Annotated in this window: 16 protein-coding genes; all 16 read left to right on the top strand. The window is 45.8% G+C overall.

Annotated features, from left to right (window positions below):
- Positions 1–144 precede the first annotated feature (144 nt).
- The 16 genes from ACFQ3J_RS09490 to ACFQ3J_RS09415 all read left to right on the top strand — a co-directional run bounded on the left by ACFQ3J_RS09490 (position 145) and on the right by ACFQ3J_RS09415 (position 20,632).
- Positions 145–1,248 carry an amidohydrolase/deacetylase family metallohydrolase gene (locus ACFQ3J_RS09490; protein WP_251583341.1) on the top strand — a complete coding sequence of 368 codons (1,104 nt, stop codon included), beginning with the start codon at positions 145–147 and terminating at the stop codon, positions 1,246–1,248.
- Positions 1,226–2,335, top strand: coding sequence for a DgaE family pyridoxal phosphate-dependent ammonia lyase (locus tag ACFQ3J_RS09485; RefSeq protein ID WP_251583343.1), 1,110 nt, complete (start codon positions 1,226–1,228; stop codon positions 2,333–2,335). The genes ACFQ3J_RS09490 and ACFQ3J_RS09485 overlap by 23 nt, the downstream gene beginning before the upstream one ends.
- A 2-nt stretch (positions 2,336–2,337) precedes the next feature.
- Positions 2,338–3,099, top strand: coding sequence for a 2-dehydro-3-deoxy-phosphogluconate aldolase (gene dagF / locus ACFQ3J_RS09480; RefSeq protein ID WP_251583344.1), 762 nt, complete (start codon positions 2,338–2,340; stop codon positions 3,097–3,099).
- Positions 3,086–4,108 (top strand): sugar kinase, encoded by a 1,023-nt coding sequence (locus ACFQ3J_RS09475; RefSeq protein WP_244533157.1) that lies wholly within the window; start codon positions 3,086–3,088, stop codon positions 4,106–4,108. Before dagF ends, ACFQ3J_RS09475 begins: the two co-directional genes overlap by 14 nt.
- Before the next feature lie 8 nt (positions 4,109–4,116).
- Positions 4,117–4,833: a GntR family transcriptional regulator gene (locus ACFQ3J_RS09470; protein WP_091155481.1), complete on the top strand. Its 717-nt coding sequence runs from the start codon at positions 4,117–4,119 to the stop codon at positions 4,831–4,833.
- Between the two features lie 67 nt (positions 4,834–4,900).
- A complete protein-coding gene (locus ACFQ3J_RS09465; protein ID WP_251583345.1) occupies positions 4,901–5,941 on the top strand; it encodes a LacI family DNA-binding transcriptional regulator in 1,041 nt (346 codons plus the stop codon).
- A gap of 183 nt (positions 5,942–6,124) precedes the next feature.
- A complete protein-coding gene (locus ACFQ3J_RS09460; RefSeq protein WP_251583346.1) occupies positions 6,125–7,189 on the top strand; it encodes a LacI family DNA-binding transcriptional regulator in 1,065 nt (354 codons plus the stop codon).
- Positions 7,190–7,559: 370 nt separating this feature from the next.
- The gene (locus ACFQ3J_RS09455) at positions 7,560–8,975 is read left to right on the top strand and encodes an ABC transporter substrate-binding protein (RefSeq protein WP_251583347.1); all 1,416 of its coding nucleotides are present in this window, start codon (positions 7,560–7,562) and stop codon (positions 8,973–8,975) included.
- A gap of 227 nt (positions 8,976–9,202) precedes the next feature.
- Complete coding sequence (locus tag ACFQ3J_RS09450; RefSeq protein ID WP_311287047.1) at positions 9,203–12,148, top strand: extracellular solute-binding protein; 2,946 nt, start codon at positions 9,203–9,205, stop codon at positions 12,146–12,148.
- Between the two features lie 17 nt (positions 12,149–12,165).
- On the top strand, positions 12,166–13,137 hold the full coding sequence (locus ACFQ3J_RS09445) for a carbohydrate ABC transporter permease (protein WP_251583348.1): 972 nt from the start codon (positions 12,166–12,168) through the stop codon (positions 13,135–13,137).
- A gap of 5 nt (positions 13,138–13,142) precedes the next feature.
- Complete coding sequence (locus ACFQ3J_RS09440) at positions 13,143–14,021, top strand: carbohydrate ABC transporter permease (RefSeq protein WP_091159082.1); 879 nt, start codon at positions 13,143–13,145, stop codon at positions 14,019–14,021.
- A 13-nt stretch (positions 14,022–14,034) separates the two neighbouring features.
- Positions 14,035–15,516: an NHL repeat-containing protein gene (locus tag ACFQ3J_RS09435; RefSeq protein WP_251583349.1), complete on the top strand. Its 1,482-nt coding sequence runs from the start codon at positions 14,035–14,037 to the stop codon at positions 15,514–15,516.
- Positions 15,497–16,117: a Yip1 family protein gene (locus ACFQ3J_RS09430; protein WP_251583350.1), complete on the top strand. Its 621-nt coding sequence runs from the start codon at positions 15,497–15,499 to the stop codon at positions 16,115–16,117. The genes ACFQ3J_RS09435 and ACFQ3J_RS09430 overlap by 20 nt, the downstream gene beginning before the upstream one ends.
- Positions 16,118–16,132: 15 nt before the next feature.
- The gene (locus ACFQ3J_RS09425) at positions 16,133–18,706 is read left to right on the top strand and encodes a DUF5696 domain-containing protein (RefSeq protein ID WP_251583351.1); all 2,574 of its coding nucleotides are present in this window, start codon (positions 16,133–16,135) and stop codon (positions 18,704–18,706) included.
- A complete protein-coding gene (locus ACFQ3J_RS09420; RefSeq protein ID WP_091155499.1) occupies positions 18,703–19,602 on the top strand; it encodes a carbohydrate ABC transporter permease in 900 nt (299 codons plus the stop codon). Before ACFQ3J_RS09425 ends, ACFQ3J_RS09420 begins: the two co-directional genes overlap by 4 nt.
- Positions 19,603–19,630: 28 nt before the next feature.
- Positions 19,631–20,632: a carbohydrate ABC transporter permease gene (locus ACFQ3J_RS09415; protein WP_251583352.1), complete on the top strand. Its 1,002-nt coding sequence runs from the start codon at positions 19,631–19,633 to the stop codon at positions 20,630–20,632.
- The last annotated feature ends 265 nt before the right edge of the window (positions 20,633–20,897 follow it).

The raw sequence follows: 20,897 nt of genomic DNA, 5'->3' as shown, positions 1-20,897 counted from the left end.
AATCAAGGCGTTTTCAATTGAGAAAACGTCTTTTTGGTATGGCTGTAAATCATTCAAACATTATAACGTTATATTTACCTTAAACTTGATCTGTGTTAAGGTACTAGTGAAAAGCGGAAGGACATGGAGATGGAGGAGGCTGTAATGCATACGCGAGTACTTCGTTCAGTGAGGACCGTTCATTCGGAGCAGAGGTTTGATCTGGTGCTCAGGCAGGGGCAAATCGCTGCCATAGAGAAATCAGGAACAGCTGCAGGGGATGAAATTATAAATTGTTCAGGTCAATATGTATCGAGCGGGTGGATTGATATGCACGTCCATGCGATGGATACCTATCAGCCTTATGGTGATGACGCGGATAAGATCGGCGTGAGCCAAGGCGTTACTACAATTCTTGATGCAGGAAGCTGCGGTGCGGATCATATGGAGGAGCTGTATCGCCTGAGCAGGACAGCAGAGACAAGATTGCTTGCCTTATTAAATATCTCTCGGATTGGCCTGGGCTTACGGCAAGATGAGCTGAGCAGAGCAGAGTGGATCGACCAGCAATTAGCCGTCGAGACAGCAGCCAGATACAGCGGTTTTATCGTCGGACTCAAGGCGAGAATCAGTAGAAGTGTAGTCAAAGAAGAAGGGATAATCCCATTGAATGCAGCCCTTCGCATATCGGAACAAGTCCATCTGCCACTCATGGTCCACATAGGTTCCGGCCCTCCGGGCATCAATGAAGTGCTGAACGGGCTGAGAGAAAGAGATATCGTCACTCATTATCTCCATGGGAAAGCCAATAACATCTTGGATGACAAGAATGAGCTTATACCCGATTTGAAATCGGCTATCCGTCGCGGAGTACATTTGGATGTCGGACATGGAACGGCAAGCTTCTCCTTTCGTGTTGCTGAGATTGCCAAAGATTGTGGAGTCCATCCTGATACCATCAGTTCAGACATATATAGAGGGAATCGCCTGAATGGTCCTGTGCACAGTCTTGCCGATGTGATGACTAAATTTATGGTCATCGGCTATACTCTTGCCGAAGTTATAGATCGGGTGACCATCCGGGCAGCAGACTGGCTTGGACGGCCGGAGCTGGGACGAATTCAAGTCGGAGATGAAGCTAATCTCACTTTGTTTGAAGTGGTACCTGAGTCAAGAACAATGATCGATTCGAATGGAGATACACGTCTTGCCGAATCCGTTATTCAACCGAAAGGAGCAATCATAGGTGGAAACTTCTATTCTTCATAAATACGGATTAAAAAGAGTGATTAATGCAAGCGGCAGAATGAGCATTCTCGGCGTATCTGCACCGACTGACACCGTAATGGAGGCAATGAAGCAAGGTGGACAGCAGTACGTCGAAATTAGTGATTTAACGAACAAGGCAGGAGAGCATATTGCGAACCTACTCGGTGCAGAGGCAGCCGCGATTGTCAATTCAGCTTCTAGCGGCATCGCCTTGTCAGTGGCAGCTATGGTTACTCAAGGAAATCGAGCCCTAAGCCTCAAGCTGCATCAAGAGACGATCAGCAAAAATGAGATTGTGATGCTGAAAGGTCACAACGTCCAATATGGAGCACCTGTAGAGACGATGATTTATTTGGGCGGAGGCAGGCTGGTAGAGGCCGGATATGCGAACGAAGGCAAGCAGGAGCATCTGGAGGATGCGATTACGGAACGAACGGCTGCAATTCTTTATGTAAAATCACATCATAGTGTTCAGAAGAACATGATCACAGCTGCTGAAGCATGGGAGGTGGCAAGAGAGTATCAGGTTCCTTTTATAATTGACGCGGCAGCTGAGGAGGATTTGAAGAGCTATATATCCATTTCCGATCTTGTTATTTATAGCGGCTCCAAAGCGATCGAAGGACCTACATCCGGTATCGTGGCCGGCAAAAGCAAATATATTGAATGGCTTAAAGTACAGCTGTACGGAATAGGCAGAAGCATGAAGGTTGGCAAGGAGTCCTCATTCGGTCTGCTGCAGGCACTGGACGAATATTTGGTCAAACAGGATCGGAGCGAAGAAGAGAAGCAGTCTCTAATGGAGCTTGCTGCATTATCTGAACTCGCAGGAATCGAAATGAGCATCGTACAGGATGAGGCAGGACGACTTATTTATCGGGGACGAATCAAGGTGAATGCAGATGAAGCCGGCATAAATGCAGTACAAATGGCAGAGAAGCTCCGTACAGGAGACATTGCCATATATACTCGGGATTACGGTGTCAAGCAAGGTTACTTCGATATTGATCCAAGGTCCCTTAAGGGAGACGATATGAAGGTTATTTTCGATAGAATTATAGAGATCACTAAGGGAGGCCTGATTTAGAGATGAACAAAATCGCAGAGCGATTATATAATGGCCGTGCCGCACTGAACGTCCTTGCCGGAAGTGTGAACAATGCGAAGGAAATTTTTGAAGCAGCGGAAGGATATGTGCTGATCGGTGTATTATCCAAGAACTATCCGGAGGCAATTTCTGCTGCAGAAGCGATGCAGGGCTATGGTGAGGTATGTGCGGATGCCATCTCTATCGGACTTGGTGCAGGAGATCCGAGACAGTCGGAAGTCGTGAGTAGAATTGCAGTTCGTTATGCAGGATCTCATATCAATCAGGTGTTTACCGGGGTTGGGGCTACTCGTGCGAACCTAAGCGGCAAGGACAGCTGGATCAACAGCCTTGTGTCACCATGCGGCAAGCCGGGATTCGTGAATCTGTCTACCGGGCCTGCCAGCTCCGTTCTGGCTGAAAAAGCGATTGTGCCCATAGAAGCTGCGATTGCTCTCGTGGCGGATATGGGAGGAAACGCACTGAAGTATTTTCCGATGAACGGACTTGAAACAAAAGAAGAATTCATAGCAGTCGCTAAGGCTTGCGCCAAGGCGAACTTTGCTCTTGAGCCAACCGGAGGCATCGACAAGGACAATTTCAGAGATATCCTTCGGCTTGCTCTTGATGCAGGAGTTCCGCAAGTGATACCGCATGTGTACTCCTCCATTATTGATAAGGAGACAGGCTTAACTAACATCCAGGACGTACTTGAATTGACACAAATTCTGAAGTACGAGGTGGATGCGCATGCAGACACATAAGCGAATTACCGCTTTTGGTGAAGTGATGATGCGGCTATCTGTCCCGAATTATGAGACACTGTCCCAATCCAGATCACTTACTTATTCCTTTACTGGAACAGGGGTTAACATCTCTGCAGGGATGGCTCGCTTAGGGCATGAAGCATCAATAGTTACCACCGTCCCTGACAATTCCCTTGGAGATGCGGCTATGGCTTCACTTCGAGCTTTAAATCTGAACACACGCTTTGTACGCGCAGAGGGCAGCATCCTTGGGAGCTACTTCCTGGAAACTGGATATGGTGCCAGACCAACAAGAGTAACCTACGGAAGCCGGAAGAACAGCAGCTTCAACAGCACAGCTAAAGATGTTTATAACGCAGCAGCGATTGCTGAAAATACAGATTGTTTGCATTTATGCGGTATTGGTCTCGCTATGAATGCTAATGTTCGATACCAAATGAAATCACTCGCAGAAAAGGTCAGATCGGCTGGCGGGAGCGTTGTTTTTGATTGCAATTACAGGAGCACACTATGGGATGAAGAAGAACGCAAGCATGCAAAATCGTATTATGAGGAGATGCTGCATCTTGCAGATATCGTCATGATGAATGAGCGGGATGCAATTTCTCTGCTCGGATATCAGTCCAGTTATGAGGGGCGTACCGAGCAGCTTCAGGAGCTTATTCCTATGATTGCGTCAAAATACGCTATAAGAATTATTGCAGGCACTCAGCGTACTATCGGTCCAAACGATCAGCATATGATTACCGGATTTATGTACAAGAATGATATGATGAAGGTTGGAAGACCGATGAATGCAGCTGTTCTGGACCGGGTCGGTGCAGGTGATGCCTACACGGCTGGCATTATACACGGAGATATTAGCGGCTATGAGGCTCAATATGCGGTTCAATTTGCGACAGCGGCTTCCATTCTGGCTCATACCGTGCCGGGCGATACAGCGGCTTTATCCGAGCAGGATATTATAAAGACCATGCAAGAGCTTGCACCCGATATTGAAAGGTAGTGATATTTGTGTCCTTGTCAAGAAAGAAAGGACCGCTCTATTTACAGCTTAAAAAGATCATTCGAGATCGAATTGTGCATGGGCAATACCCCGTTGGCACATTGATCCCTTCTGAGCCCCAGCTGGAGCAGGAATTTGCGGTGAGCAAAATGACCGTTAGAAATGCGATTAAGGAGCTGCAGCAGGAAGGGTACGTGATGAAGCAGAGTGGTGTAGGGACAACAGTTCAACGAAATAGCGTAGCACCGCAACTATCGAAGGGCAAGCAGTTTACGGAGATATTGGTTGAACAAGGAGCGACGATACACAAACGGCTGGTTGGCAAGTATATGGAGCAAAATGGGCCGGGTAGCGAAGCTTATACGCTGTTTGGTGATCGTTGCTTGTGCTTGGAACGCTTATACCTGTTAAATGACCTGCCCTTTATCTATTATGAGCATAGATTGGCGTTAGGTCTTACCGAGGCAGAGGAGTGGACGCTAGGAGATGAGTTTTCCTTATACGAATGGTTAGAAGATCATGATCTGGTTGCCGAACAGTACCGTGATCAATTTACGGTGGCTCCTTTATCTGCCCGCATCGCCAGTGAATTGGGCATGTCTGAAGGAGATGTTGTGCTGAGACGACAGAGGTTTGCTTATACGAGTGATGGTCGTGCTGTAGAGTGGAGCACTGGATATTACAACACATCATTAAGCCCCTATATCGTCAATTATCAACTCTAACGTGGTATTTTTCACCCGAATTATGATAAGATGACCTATATCTTTACACTAGAAAACAGGTGAAAAAATGCGGAACAAAGTAACGATGCAGCAAATCGCTGATGCAGCAGGCGTTTCCAAGTTTGCCGTGTCCAGAGCTTTGACTGGAAAGAGCGGAGTAAGCGAGACGACACGGGAAATGATTATTCGAACAGCCGGTCAGCTTGGTTATTTCAAGAATGCAGCCGGACCTGGCAAACCAGTAAACGGAGAATTACTCAAAGAGCAACCTATAACTGATAACCGTAAAGGAACCGGAACCATCGTTGTTCTCTTTCCGAACATCCGATACCAGAACATGGATTCTCTCTATTGGGGGCCCGTATTTGAAGGGATCTCAGCTCGTTTGAATGAGATTGGACATGATATCTTAACGCTGACCGAGCCTTCTTCTGAGAAGATCTTTTCCTTGCTGAATCCTGATGCAATTCAAGGGATTATTACGGTTGGAACCGTATCTGTCTCATTACTGCTGGAATTTCAAAGACTCCAAATTCCTGTAGTTATGGTTGATCATATTGAGCCCGTATTTCACTGTGATACCGTATTCAGCGATAATATTACACTAATGCGAGAAATTATGAATGGCCTGATCGGCAGGGGGTATCAGAAATTCCAATTTGTTGGGAATATTAAGGAAGCGCCGAGTTTTATGGAACGATGGACTGCTTATCGTATGGCACTTGACGAGCATGGGATTGAATGCCCGCAGAATGAGTCTATGCTCGGCTATCAGGAGGATGTGGATATGATACACTCCATCCGTGAGATTCCGCCAGAAGAAATACCGGAAGTATTTGTATGTGTGAACGATATCACTGCACGTTTTGTTATTGAGGAATTACATAAGGCAGGACGAGCTGTTCCGGATAGCTGTTCGGTGACGGGCTTTGATAATGTGGAAACAGATCAGCCGATACTGGCAACCGTTGATGTAAACAAAGCTCTTCTTGGCAAGAGAGCAGTAGATCAATTGATATGGAGGTTAGCTCATCCTGATTCCCCTTATGAGAGACTGTTAATTCAAGCCGATCTCATCATTAGAGACAATTTTGCTGTATCTAGATGAGATGATATTAAGCATATCTCTTTCCTAACCTTTTTTGGTCAAGAGAGATATGCTTTTTTCATAGAAGTTCATTTTGTTATGATTTGTTATGAGTATTGAATAACAATTATTGTTTGGTTTAGGTTGATATTATGCTAATATAGAGCAGAAGTAGATTCTGTAGATGGAAGCATAGGTGATAGCATGCGCAAAAAGGTTACCATTCAGCAAATTGCCAACCAGGCAGGTGTGTCCAAATTCTCGGTTTCACGTACTCTGACTGGCAAACCAGGTGTTAGCGAGCGGACACGTGAATTAATCGTACATGTTGCAGAACAGCTTGGTTATTACAATCACATGCCAAACTCTGTTTCCGAGAGTAACATAGCTGGATCAGGAGACAATTTCAACAAAGAAAAGAGAAACCGAGGTACAATTCTTGTTCTTTTCCCCAATGTTAGGTTTCAGAATTATGACTCAGCCTACTGGGGGCCTATTCTGGAGGGAGTAACAACCCAGCTCAATGAATATGGACTTGACATCCTGACGGTAACTGAGCCGTCACATGATAATTTGTTCTCTCTGCTTAATCCAGAGGCGATCAGGGGCACAATAACGGTTGGGGCGGTCTCATCCGCAAGTTTGTTTGATCTGCACAGGCTTGAAATCCCGGTTGTAATGATTGATCATATGGACGCTTCGTTATGCTGCGATAGGATATTTACGGATAACCAGACCAGTATGAGAGAATTGATGTATCTACTTGTAACCAAAGGATTCAGAAACTTTCAATTTGTGGGCAACAAGACTGAGGCTTACAGCTTCTTTGAACGCTGGACGGTATTTAGGCTGGTACTTGAACAATATGGTATTGCCTGTACTCAGAATGATCTGCTGCTTAAGGGAACTTTCGAGGATATTGGGCAGGCCTTAACAGAAATGCGAGGTACGCTTCCTGAAGTGTTCGTATGCATGAATGATGCAACAGCGCTGGATTTAATCGAACAGCTTGGTAGACATGGGATTAAGACTCCAGATGAATGTTTGGTTACTGGATTTGATCATATCAATGATCTTCATAGTATTTCTGTAACAGTGCATGTGAATAAGAGGATGCTGGGCATGCGAGCAGTCGATCAGATGTTGTGGCGAATTGCTAATCCGAAGGCGGCAATGGAGAAGAAACAGCTGGCGGCGGATTTGATTATACGGAATCAGCTGAGTATTCCGATAAGAAGAGCCGAAGATGCGGCAGCCAGCACTAACTAATACCGAAATATGCAAATCCTGAACGAAATAATAATAAGCTGTACTGATGGAGTTCACCATTAGGACGGCTTTTTTGGTTTTTGTTCGAACGACGCTGTTCCCTGTAATAGCACGTGAAGCAAATCATATATTCATATTACTCAGCATAAAATAAAAAGACAAACAACCAAAATAAAATAACTTAAAAATAACAAAAATAAAAATAAATAAAAATATTTGACTGATATTACCAGATGGTGTTATTGTTGTTTTGTAAATTGATTGCATTAACATAACGGGTGGTGGTCATTTACAGCATGAAACAGCAGACACGTCAGACAGCGCATGCAGACAGCAAAATTGATGAATCCAAAGGGGAGGGTAATTTTCAATGAGAAAAATGAAAGCGCTTTTAAGTTTATTGATGGTGTTTACGTTCATCTTTTTGGCAGCGTGTTCTGGAGGTGATGCTGACGCACCAGCGACGACTCCAGAGACGAATACGGAAGCTGCAGGCAATAATGATACGGAACCAACCACCGAAACGGATACCGAAAATACTGAAGAGGCAGTTGCCGAAGACGTGCCCGATTTAGGCGGGCGAGTCATCAAGCTGTCATCCTGGTGGGATCTCACGCCAACAGATACAGATGCACAAGGCAAAGCATTGGTAGAGCAGCTGAAGAAGACAGAAGAGAAATACAACGTGAAATTTGAATTCGTTAACATACCTTATGAAGAATACATGGAAAAATTCACAGCCTCCGTATTGGCGGGAGAGCCTCTCGCTGATATCACTTACCTCGAATACAAAGCAGCACTTCCTGCCATTCAGAAAGGCCAGCTACACAAAATTTCGGAATTTACAACACCTGAATCCAGCATTAACACGGATCAGCGCTTAGCTAATGCCGGTCCGGCACTACTTGGAGAGCAATACGGGTTCTACGGCGGCATGCCAAGTAACGGCGGCGTAGGAATCCACTACAACAGAGATTTGTTCGAAGAGCTGGGACTGCCAGATCTGCAAGAATTATACGACAAAGGCGAATGGACCTGGGATAAGATGCTAGAGATTGCCAAACAGGCAACAAAGGATACAAACAATGATGGAAAAATGGACACATGGGGCTTCTCCGGCTGGTCCGCTCAAGTTGGACGGAATTTAATCGTAGCAAACGGCGGCAATACCGTACTCGATCCAGAAGGCGACGAGACGAAGCCGAAGGAAGGCTTGACTGACCCTCGCACGATTGAGGCCATCGAATATCTGGCATCTCTGTACAACAATAACGTGGTCAAAGTGAAATCGGGAGACAAGTCACTGTGGGAAGAAACAGACACTTTCAAGGACGGCGATATTGCCATGTTCCACGCTGCACAATGGCAAATTGGAGATATTAACTTTGAGGTCGGTGTTGTTCCTTATCCAATTGGACCTCAAGGAAATCCTGAAGTCACATATGGAGACACGGCCCTAAATGCTTACTTCATTCCTAAGGGTGTGAAGGACCCGGAACTTGTGTATCAGATCTTCGAAGAATTGTATGATGTTCCACAGCTGGAGGAGTATCCTTCACAGAACTACTTAGAAAGTCTGTACTCTTATGAAGATGACATCCGCATCATAAGAGAGAACATCACAGGAACAGGTTTGGTATCTCTTGATGAGGCTTATCCTGAGTACCCGTATTACAGCTTTGTTACTGACGTTCTTGTTGAGAACGCTTCCGTAGCTTCGGCAGCGGAAAAATACAAACAGCAGGCTCAGGCATCGATTGATAAGCTGGAAGCACAAAATAAATAATGGGTTCCGCAATTATCAGCTTGGAGAAAGAGGGGCAGGGATTTAAGATTCATAATGCCCTGCCCCTCTCTTTATTAAGCTTCGATCTAGATTGAATGAACTAAAGATTTCATTGTTCTATAGCTTAAGATCAACACAGATCGAGTATTTACCTATGATTTCTTATGTTCAATCTATCTGCAAAGGAAATGAACTATGCTGCCTATGGTAGTAGGGAGGCGTGCGATTTGAATCCGCTGATGCGTGTGCAAACATGGTTAAAAGTGATACTGGTATTTGCGGTCGGCTCCTCTGTGCTGTTCTCTTCTTCAGTCATAGGAACTGTCGCTGCCGATGAGAATACTTCGATACTTCAATCTTCGGAGCAAGCCCCCATGTTGTCACAAGATCTGATTCTGACTAATGATGAATCATATAGTGAATATGTTGAGAAGTTCGAGGGGGAGTCTTACCCTGACCAAGAGATCGTACTGGATGCAGCCAAGGTAAGCTCTCTTGAGGGGGAAGGTTCAGAAATCGTTTCAGACGTTGAGGGAGCCTCAGGGCCATCTATAAAAACTGGAGAAGACAGTACCTTGGAATGGACTTTTGAGGTCGAAGCAGCAGGCCTTTACTATATTTCATCCACCTATTATCCGACCGAGGGCAAGAGCTCAGCAATCGAACGAAGTCTGCTCATTGATGGAGAACTTCCATTTCGTGAAGCGGCATTCATTCAAATGGACCGGGTATGGGACAATCTGAAGCCCGAGGTTGAGCAGGATAATCGAGGCAATGATCTTCGTCCTCAGCAGCATGAGACCCCGGCTTGGCAAACGACATTGCTTAAGGATTCTAATGGCTATTATGAGGAGCCGTTTGCATTTTATTTCAGCCATGGCACACATACCTTATCTTTAATTGCACAACGTGAGCCGGTGATCATCAAGGAGCTTGTGCTTCATAAATATGAGGAGCCGGCCGCTTATGAAGAATATGCAAGCCTGAAGACATCTGAAGGAATGGATTCACCCGCCGGAGTTCTTATTGAGCTGCAGGCAGAGGACGCTACAGCGAAATCATCCCCAACCCTCTATCCGCTGATGGATAGATCCAGCCCGGCAACATATCCATACAGTCCGAAGCTGTCTAAAGTGAACACGATCGGCGGCTATAACTGGCGTATCCCAGGTCAGTGGATTGAATGGGAGGTTGAGGTTCCGAAGGAAGGACTTTATAAACTTGCTTTTAACGCTAAGCAGAATTTTGTAAGAGGGATCTATTCGACTAGAAAGATGACTATTAACGGAGAAATTCCTTTCGAAGAAATGAGCAGAATTCCTTTTCGATACGAGAATGGATACGAAATGCGAATCATGGAAGATGAATCAAGCAAGCCTTATTTGTATCATTTGAAGGCAGGCACGAACACCATCCGCATGGAGGTCACGCTTGGTGAGTTTGCTCCGCTCATTCGCGAAGTAGAGAATAGCCTTATCGAACTGAATTCCATGTATCGCAAAATTCTGATGATAACAGGTACTGCCCCTGATGAGGTGCGGGATTATCGAGTTGATGAACGGATTCCTGACCTGCTTGAAGTGTTTAGCCAAGAGAGCGAACGATTGAAGCAAGTAGGAGCACAGCTAAGAGCATTGTCCCAAGGCAGCGGTGACCAGGATGCACTGTTGAAAACAATGTCATTGCAGCTTGATGAAATGGTAGATGATCCGGACACCATACCTAGACGATTACAGGCCTACAAGACCAATACAGGCGGACTGGGTACATGGCTCCAGCAAATACGGGAACAGCCGCTTGAGATCGATTCTATCTACATAGCTTCATCAGACCAAACAATCTCTAATAAGGGAAGCAGCTGGTTCGCGGAAATATGGCATGAAATCGTAACCTTCTTCTACTCCTTCTTCATTGATTATGATTCCATCGGAAGTGTAGCGAGCGAATCAGAGGAGGGACGAACGGTCACCGTATGGATCGGAAGTGGTCGAGATCAGGCGAATACGATCAAATCGATGATTGATGAGACATTTACACCGGAGACAGGGATTCAGGTTAATCTGAAGCTGGTACCAATGGGCTCCTTGCTGCCTGCCACCTTATCAGGCCAGGGTCCGGATGTCGCCATGCAGATGGGAAATGACATTCCTGTCAACTACGCGATGCGTAATGCAGCTGCTGATATTTCTGTATTTTCGGACTACGATGAGGTGGCCGCAAGATTTCGTGACAGCGCCTTAGTGCCGTACTCCTATGAGGATGGAGTGTATGCACTTCCTGAAACACAGACGTTCAACATGCTGTTCTATCGCAAGGATGTTCTGAATGAATTGGGTCTCGAAGTGCCGCAGACATGGGATGAAGTATGGAATCTTCTCTCCGTGCTTGATAAGAACCATATGGATTTTGGACTGCCGCTCGTCGTTCAGCCAAGCTATCCAGGAGAGAATGTACCTCCGAACTCTGTATATTCGATGCTGCTCTTCCAGACGAACGGAGAGTTCTATCGTGAGGGAGGCAAGGAGTCGGACCTTGATTCCCAGATTGGTATTGATGCCTTTAAACAATGGACTGAGTTCTATACGGATTACAAGCTGGAACGGGAATATGACTTTGCAAACCGTTTTCGAACGGGTGAAATGCCAATCGGGATTGCTGATTATACGACGTATAACCAATTGACCGTATTTGCACCTGAGATCCGTGGAATGTGGGGTTTTACAGTGATTCCAGGTACGGAAAGTGAAGATGGGGGGATTAATCGCTCTGTGGCCAGCGGTGGAAGTGGTGTACTTATGCTCGAAGGAGCAGACGACAAAGAAGCCGCCTGGGAGTACATGAAGTGGTGGACCAGCGAGGAAACACAGGTCAAATTCGGGCGTGAGATGGAAGGCTTAATGGGTGCAGCCGCAAGATACCCTACCGCGAATATTAATGCACTTGAGAAGCTGCCATGGCCAGTCGAGGATTTCGATCAACTTCAGGCCGGATTTGATTGGGTTCAAGGTATTCCGGAAGTGCCGGGTGGTTACTTTACAGGACGACATCTCATTAATGCTTTCTATCGTACGGTTGACGGACAGACGGAACCGCGCGAAGCGCTGATGGATTACGTTCAATATATTCAGGATGAGATTCGTGCCAAGCGCAGTGAATTTGGTCTGACCGAATAGAGGGGGGATACAAGCGTATGTCCAATATCCAGATTGAAAACAAGACTCGCGCAGTCCCTCAACAGGGCGAACGGGCGCTTCGGGAGAACAACAAGGTCAGCAGATTGATCAAGGAAATCAAAGTGAAGAAACATCTGTATATATTGATGGCTCCTTATATGATTTTGTTTCTGATGTTCACTGTATTGCCCGTAGTTCTCTCCATTATTATCAGTTTTACGTATTTCAACATGCTCGAAATGCCAAAGTTTGTGGGATGGCAGAACTACACAAGGCTGTTTCTAGAAGATGATATTTTCTTAATTGCGTTGAAAAATACACTGCTGTTCGCGGCCATTACAGGTCCAGTCAGTTATTTTGCTTGTTTTATCTTCGCATGGATCATCAATGAACTGAGTCCAAAATGGAGAGCCTTCATGACTCTGATCTTCTATGCCCCATCCATTTCAGGAAATGTATTCTTCATTTGGCTGCTCATATTCTCCGGTGACCGTTACGGGATCATTAACGGTCTGCTCATTGAGATCGGAATACTGCTCGAGCCTATTCAATGGCTCAAAACCGAAGACTATGTGCTGCCAATCATCATATTGGTTCAGCTGTGGCTGAGTCTTGGAACAGGATTCCTTGCTTTTATTGCCGGTCTTCAAACTGTTGACAAGACGTTATATGAGGCAGGAGCTGTTGACGGCATCAAGAACCGCTGGCAGGAACTATGGTACATTACTCTTCCTTCCATGAAGCCGCAGCTGATGTTTGGAGCTGTTATTCAGATTACGACTTCACTTGCCGTATCGGATGTGTCCATTCAGCTTGCCGGATTCCCAAGTGTCAATTATGCAGCGGAGACCATCGTAACGCATTTGATGGATTTTGGTACGATCCGCTTTGAGATGGGATTTGCATCGGCAATTGCTACGGTATTGTTCATAATCATGATCGGCTCCAACATAATCGTCCAAAAATTATTGCGTAGAGTAGGTGAATAAAGATGATGAACATACCCTATCGCCTATTCCGGAGAAATCGAGTAAAGAGAGTAAATCGCTCGTTTCTGGGAAGCTTGTCGCTGTTTCTCGTCTTGGGCGTTGTAGGTGCCTTCATGGTACTGCCGCTGGTATATGCCATTAATGCGGCCTTCAAGCCGTTAGATGAAATCTTTATTTTTCCGCCGACGTTATTTGTCAAGAACCCGACGATGGATAACTTTGCAGATCTGATCAACTTGCTGGGCGCTTCATGGGTACCGTTCACAAGGTACATTTTTAACACAGTATTTATTACCGGAATGGGAATCGTGGGCCACGTTCTGCTGGCTTCTGCTGCTGCCTATCCGCTTGCAAAGCATCAATTTCCCGGCAATAAGATCATGTTCCAAATGATCGTGCTGTCCTTGATGTTTACACCTGCTGTAACGGCCATTCCAACCTATATGATCATGTCCTGGCTGGGGTGGGTGGATACTTACTGGGCTGTCATCATTCCAGCCTTCTCTTATCCGCTCGGTCTGTATCTAATGAAGCAGTTCATGGAGCAGATTCCGGATGCTCTGATCGAAGCAGCGAAGATTGATGGGGCGAGTGAGTATCGAATCTTCTGGTCTGTTGTCATGCCGAATGTGAAGCCCGCATGGCTGACACTTATCATCCTGCTGTTTCAGATCCTGTGGGGAACGGATGGGAATGGATTTATCTATAGTGAGAATCTCAAGACGCTGACCTCTGCAACAACGAACATTATTCAAGGGGGCATTGCGAGAGCGGGTGTTGGTGCAGCAGTCGCGCTCATTATGATGAGTGTTCCGATTACCATTTTCGTATTTTCGCAAAGCCGTATTATTGAAACCATGGCGACTTCCGGGATGAAGGAATAGGGGGGACAAGAACTTGCATGCCTATAAAAAAACGTGGAAGCGATATTGGATTGGCTTTACCGCAGCAGCGCTGCTCTGTTCCGCTCCTTCGGCGGTAGCTGCCAAGGCTCCTTATGAGAGCTACACCTACAATTACTATGAAGAGGCTGTGCCTGCTCCAGATGCATTTCTGCCGGATAGAAGTATTTCGGGACACGATCTCGGAATTGGAAGCTTCGTATCTCCACAGGACATGTTCGTCAGCAGGGCTGGCAAAATCTATATTGCGGATACGGGGAATCATCGGATCATTGTACTGGATGACGATTGGACCGTAGAGCAAATCTTCTCAAGTTTCATGAAAGACGGAGCTGAAGAGACTTTTAATATGCCCAGTGGTATCACGGTGAATGAAGCCGGAGACTTATATATCGCTGATACAGAGAATAAACGAATCGTCGTATTGACTTCAGAAGGAGATTGGATCAAATCGATCGAAAATCCGCAGTCCGAGGTACTTGGAGCTAATTTCTCGTTTGTCCCGTTGAAACTGACGGTGGATGATGCCGAACGGGTATTTGTCACATCCCGGGGAGCCTATGAGGGGATATTGCAGTTTGATGAGTCCGGTGAATTCATCGGCTACGTTGGAACGATTCAGGTACGGCGCAATTTTGTTGACTATTTGTGGCGGCTCATCGCTACAGATGCACAGAAGAATCAAATGGCATTATACATTCCAACGGAATTCTCCAATATTGATATGGGGGATAAAGGATTCGTTTATGCAACGAATATTGACCCGGGCTCCAGTACACCGGTAAAGCGTCTGAATCCTTCAGGTGAGGATGTGTTGAAGAGGTATGGATATTTTGATGTGAAAGGGGATATCCGATATCGGTCAATGGGAGTAAATGGAGGTCCCTCCAAATTAGTTGATATCAAATATCAAGGGAGCGGGATGTATAGTGTTCTGGATTCACTCAGAGGGCGTATCTTCACCTATGATCATGAAGGCAATCTGCTGTATATTTACGGCGGAATAGGAACACAGGTCGGAACCTTCAGTACGCCGGTAGCCATTGAGAAGCTCGGGAATCAGCATATCGTCCTCGATCAAGGTAAAGAAACCATTACACTCTTCTCTCCGACCAGCTATGGAAGTGCCATTAACGAGGCAGTCACCGCGCATTACAACGGGGATGACGAGTCTTCTGTAGCCAAGTGGCGAGAGGTACTGAGACTGAATGCGAACTATGATATCGCTTACATCGGGATTGGCAAATCACTCCTCTATGCCAAGCAGAATAAGGAAGCGATGGAGCATTTCAAGCTGGGTATGGATCGGAAAAACTACTCGGTTGCCTTCAAGCGATATCGAAAGGAAGTGCTGCAGGAGCATTTCGGTACGATATTAACGATTGGAACTACAGTCGTTATTGTGTTTGCCGGATACAGATGGTCTAAAGCCTGGCGTAAAAGGAGGGAAGAGCAGCATGAAGCAGGATTTTATTAAGTTTCCTCTCCATCTCATCATCCATCCGTTTAAAGGGTATTGGGATCTGAAGTATGAGGGAAAAGGAAAACTTAGAGTTGCTATTACTATATTGTTTCTTCTATTTATAACCATGGTAATTCAGCGGCAGTTTGCCGGCTTCCTGGTCAATTTCAATGATCCCAGAACGTTAAACAGCTTGGCTGAACTCCAGTATGTAGTGCTTCCTTTTATCCTGTGGTGTGTATCGAACTGGTCCATTACGACACTCATGGAAGGTGAAGGGAAGTTTAGCGAAATCGTTAATGCGACCGCTTATGCGCTCATACCGATGATTTTGGTGTACTTGCCAATGACCTTAATCAGCCGATTTATGACACAGGAGGAGACCGCATTTTATTATTTGCTGAATACTGCAGCGGCCATTTGGTTCATATATTTGCTGTTCGTCGGCATTATGACCGTACACCAGTATACCGCAACGAAGACCATTGTCACGATTCTGCTGACTATAGTGGTTATGGCGATTATCGTATTCCTGGGCACGCTGGTGATGAGCCTCGTTCAGCAAATTATTGAATTTGTGATCAATATATACCGTGAGCTCTTATTCCGATCTTAAGGAGGCGTAAGTCTGGTGTCATCTCGTAAATGGAAATACACAACTTTGCTGGCTTGCGTTCTTATGCTGGTCAGTATCATCTGCTTCATCATCCTTAGCGGAAGATTGTCAGGTATTGATCCAGAGAATTATGTGACAGCGTCCGCTGATCCTGGCGCAGAGGCATTCGTACCCCTCCAGGATTCGTCAGAAGGCGTGCCGGGAATGGCTCTTGCCGCCAAGAATGACAGCTTAAGCTTGTACATTAATGAAGAGACGACCGTAATTGCGGTGAAGGATCAACGCTCTGGAGATGTCTGGTACAGTAATCCGCTGGATGTGGAAGAAGACAGTATTGCCACTGCCTTTGAAAAAGAATCCATCTCCTCTCAGGTTACCGTTTCATTTCGCAATACGCTTGGTGTACTAGATACTTATACAAACTACAAGTACAGCATTTCAAACGAACAATTTGAATTACAGAGCATCGCAGATGGTGTCCGCATTGAATACACGCTGGGTGATGCAGAGCTTGGAATTGATGCGCTGCCGAAATTCATTAGTAAACAAAGGCTGCAGGAAAAAGTACTGAGCCAGCTGGATGAAGTGACAGCAAGCTATGTCGAGACACGTTACCTCGAGCAGGAAGCAAATCCTGAGGTCGTGGAGAGAGCGGATACGCAAGTCGAACGGCCTCTCGTGCTCCGCAAGATGCTGGCAGCCTTCGAGCAAGCAGGATATACGCCTGAAGATTTGGCTTATGACAATGAAGAGAATGGGATCGGCGGGCCAGGCGGATCAGCGGATAAACCGAAGTTCCTCATTCCTGTGGAATACCGTTTGGAAGGGAATGCCCTCTCGGTAACCGTTCCCCTGTCTCAGCTGGAGGAGAGCGAAGGGCATCAGATTCAAACGCTGGACTTGTTAAGCTACTTTGGGGCAGCGAAGTCAGGACAAGAAGGCTATATGTTCGTGCCGGATGGTTCCGGGAGTCTGATTCATTTTGATAATGGAAAAGTAAAAGAGCCGCAGTATGTTCAGCCCGTTTATGGACCGGACCCGAATGATAACAGCAGAACAAGAGCTCAAATTGCTGAATCGGCCCGCTTGCCGGTGTTCGGCTTGAAATCCGGTGATCGTGCCTTCTTCGCTGTCATTGATGGAGGAGATGGAAATGCCAGTGTCGCAGCTGATATCAGCGGTAAACAAAATTCCTTCAATCACGTGTTCAGCCGTTACGCTGTTCGTGGAGATGATGAGCTGGAGCTCTACACAGGGAGTAAAATTCAAGAGATTCAGCTGTTGTCGGATGAGAAATATAAAGGTGATATTCGTGTGAAATACCACTTCTTGTCAGGCGAGGATGCGAGTTATTCGGGTATGGCTCAAGCCTATCAAACGATGCTTGTCGAGCAAGGTGTGCTTCAGCCGTTAACGGAGGAAGAACAAATTCCTTTCTATGTTGATATTGTGGGAGCGATTGATAAACAGCAGTCTTTCTTGGGGGTTCCTTATGATGCTACCGTAGCCATGACCACCTTCGAAGAAGCACAAGGAATCGTAACAGAAATGCAGGCACAGGGAATCTCTAATATCCAAATGCAGTATCTGGGGTGGTTCGGAGCCGGGCTTGAGCACGGACTTCCAGTCAAACTGAACACCTCCGAGTTAGGCACAAGCCGTGAGCTGACTGCCCTTCAAGAGCAGGTTGGCAGTACGGGTGGGGAGCTGTATCCTGATGTGGCCTTTCAGCAGGTATATGATACAGGCAGCGGTTTTCGTTCGGCAAGAGATGCTTCCCGCTTCATCACGAAAGAAGAAGCAGAGCTCTCTCCTTATGACAGATCTCTTAACCGAATGTCGCTCCTGCAGGATGAATATTATCTGCTGTCCCCAGCGAAGCTTCCGGATGTCACAGCACAGTTTATGGAGCAGTTCCGCAAGAAGAACTTGACGGGTCTTGCCCTTCGCGATTTAGGAAGCACGCTGCATTCCGATTATCGTAACAACAGTTTGATATTCCGGGATACAGCCAAAGCCATCGTCGAGGAACAAATCGGAGCATTGGCGGCAGAATATCCTAATCTGATGATTAGCGGAGGGAATGCCTATGCCCTGCAATATGCTCAGCATATTGTCAATGCGCCTGAAGGCTCCAGCCAATTTAACCTGACAGATGAATCGGTGCCATTTTATCAAATGGTTATACACGGATTTATTGATTATGCAGGAGAACCGGTCAATCTATCGGCTACAACCGATATGAAGCAGCAGGCTCTGCGGAGTCTGGAGCTTGGTTCTGCCCCGCATTTTCTATGGACGGCGAACACTTCTTCAGAGCTGAAGTACACCCGGTATGATTATATGTACTCAGCCCAGTATTCCAGCTGGTTAGATGAAGCTGTCATCTTGTATAACGAAGTGAATCAGGTATTAAATCCGCTTCGGACCGAGAAAATGCTGAATCGAGTTGTGCATGAGCCTGGAGTGGTAGAAGTTATGTACAGCAATGGAACTACTCTATTAATTAATTATAATGAGCAACCTGTCGTAGCTCACGGAGTAAGCGTTCCGGCACAGGACTATGTAATAGGCGGTGACCGATCATGAGAACAAGCCGTATAACCTTATCTCAAAAAAGATCATTTCTTGGCCTGCTCTTCATTTCACCGTGGCTGCTTGGATTTATCTTTCTATTTCTTACACCAATGATTCAGTCCATTCGGTTTAGTCTTAGCGAGCTGACGGTCGTCTCCCAGGGCTATACGCTTGCGTACGTTGGCTGGAACAACTTCAAAGAAGCACTGCTGATTGATGCGAACTATAACCGGATTCTGACAGAATCCGTCTTGCAAATGATCGTTAATGTACCCCTGATTCTGTTCTTCAGTCTATTCTCTGCAGTACTCCTCAATCAAAAGTTCAGAGGAAGAGGGCTTGCGAGAGCGATCTTCTTCCTGCCCGTTATATTAGCCTCCGGAGCCGTCGCTTCTGCAGAGGCATCGGGCTTAATCAATTTGATTGGGAATGCAACGGTAGCGGAAGAGACTGCAGGAGCTTCTTCACAGTTTAATACGTTGTCTATGATTCGCTTGTTAAACGAGGCGGGTCTGCCTCTTGTCATAACGGAGTACATTGTGGATGCGGTTATGCGAATTTACGAAATTATTCGCAGCTCGGGGGTACAAATTCTAATCTTCCTTGCGGCTTTGCAATCCGTACCAAGCTCAATGTATGAAGTAGCCAAAATTGAGGGTGCAACTGGTTATGAATCCTTCTGGAAGATTACGTTCCCGATGGTCAGCCCTTTGATCCTGACAAATGTCATCTACACGGTCATTGATTCATTTACGACAAGTCCGATTACACAAACCATCTACACGACCGCATTTCAAACGCAGAATTTCGGGCTGAGTGCGTCCATGTCATGGATTTACACCATTGTGGTCGGCCTATTGCTGTTCTTGATTGGATTCTTTATATCGAAGCGCGTTCATTACAATTAATCCCCATTGTTAGGTGGTGAGGTATTCAATGCAGGAAACCAAAAGACTCGGGCGCAGCGAGGCCGTCGTATTCCGCATGCAGCGTACGAAAAACAAAGTGATGAACGTGCTCTGGGACATCTTTCGTTATATGCTCATTATCGGTATTTCCTTTGTCATACTCTATCCGATCCTTATGAAGGTATCCACCGCTTTTAAGGATAAAGTGGATATATATAACCCAACGATCTACATGATACCAGTTAACTTTACGCTGGATAATATCAAGCTTGCTGCCGAAGTGTTAAACTATTTTCCACTGCTTGGAAGCACGATGGTGTATGTAGTCATTATGATGCTGCTCACTACACTATCGACCGCTCTTGCAGGTTATGGTTTTGCGAGATTTGAATTTCCCGGGAGTAAAATATTGTTTGGGGCAGTCATTCTGACCATTCTGGTTCCTTCGAGCACACTTATGGTGCCGATGTATCTTCATTTCAGGAATTTCGACGTCCTGAACATGATTACATTGCTAACAGGCAAGGAAGGAGTTAATCTCTTAAATACGTACTGGCCGTCTATGATTACCGCTGCTACCGCGACCGGACTAAAGGCAGGGCTATTCATCTATATTTTCCGACAGTTCTTTAAAGGCCTGCCGAAGGAGATTGAGGAAGCGGCCTTGATCGATGGTGCGGGAGGAATCAAGACGTTTATGCGGATTATGCTGCCTAACGCCATTCCTCCTATGATTACTGTCATGCTGTTTTCATTTGTTTGGACTTATAACGATACGTTCTACCCATCGTTGTTCATGAGTGACAGCAATCTCATGTCACTGAAGGTTGCGTCACTCCCCTCACAGGTCAATCTCATTATTCCACAGCTGATGGGCTTGTCCGGTACAGATATCAAAGCTGACCCGAATCATGTAGCCATGATTGTGGATACAGGTATACTGCTGGCGATTGTACCACTCATTATTTTATATCTATTTGTACAGCGCTACTTTGTTGAAAGTGTGGAGCGTACTGGAGTGGTTGGTTAACATCGTTAAACGCAGACCAACCACATGCGCCGCATATGTAATATTTCAGTCGCAATTCTATTGAATAGGGTGTGATATATTCAATCTAATCGTGCAGTTATGTATGTACTGTCATAAGAATCTCTGTATATTGGAAGCACGAGCTTATCTGATGTTTTGTTTTGTTATCTAAAAAATAATATGTTAGGATAACAAAATGATTGAAGAGTTGTCGATTCCATGAGACAATAGGTTTTAGAAATGAATCCATTTTATAACTCATGCT

It is taken from the genome of Paenibacillus provencensis, assembly GCF_042678545.1.
Lineage (GTDB): Bacteria > Bacillota > Bacilli > Paenibacillales > Paenibacillaceae > Paenibacillus > Paenibacillus provencensis.
The sequence above is the reverse complement of the archived record's forward strand: the minus strand, read 5'-3'. Positions and strand labels throughout refer to the sequence as shown.

Excerpts from the sequence above, each read along its gene's own strand:
- ACFQ3J_RS09490 (WP_251583341.1), top strand. The coding sequence starts at position 145 with ATGCATACGCGAGTACTTCGTTCAGTGAGGACCGTTCATTCGGAGCAG.
- dagF (WP_251583344.1), top strand. The coding sequence starts at position 2,338 with ATGAACAAAATCGCAGAGCGATTATATAATGGCCGTGCCGCACTGAAC.
- ACFQ3J_RS09475 (WP_244533157.1), top strand. The coding sequence starts at position 3,086 with ATGCAGACACATAAGCGAATTACCGCTTTTGGTGAAGTGATGATGCGG.
- ACFQ3J_RS09465 (WP_251583345.1), top strand. The coding sequence starts at position 4,901 with ATGCGGAACAAAGTAACGATGCAGCAAATCGCTGATGCAGCAGGCGTT.
- ACFQ3J_RS09460 (WP_251583346.1), top strand. The coding sequence starts at position 6,125 with ATGCGCAAAAAGGTTACCATTCAGCAAATTGCCAACCAGGCAGGTGTG.
- ACFQ3J_RS09455 (WP_251583347.1), top strand. The coding sequence starts at position 7,560 with ATGAGAAAAATGAAAGCGCTTTTAAGTTTATTGATGGTGTTTACGTTC.
- ACFQ3J_RS09445 (WP_251583348.1), top strand. The coding sequence starts at position 12,166 with ATGTCCAATATCCAGATTGAAAACAAGACTCGCGCAGTCCCTCAACAG.
- ACFQ3J_RS09440 (WP_091159082.1), top strand. The coding sequence starts at position 13,143 with ATGAACATACCCTATCGCCTATTCCGGAGAAATCGAGTAAAGAGAGTA.
- ACFQ3J_RS09430 (WP_251583350.1), top strand. The coding sequence starts at position 15,497 with ATGAAGCAGGATTTTATTAAGTTTCCTCTCCATCTCATCATCCATCCG.
- ACFQ3J_RS09420 (WP_091155499.1), top strand. The coding sequence starts at position 18,703 with ATGAGAACAAGCCGTATAACCTTATCTCAAAAAAGATCATTTCTTGGC.
- ACFQ3J_RS09415 (WP_251583352.1), top strand. The coding sequence starts at position 19,631 with ATGCAGGAAACCAAAAGACTCGGGCGCAGCGAGGCCGTCGTATTCCGC.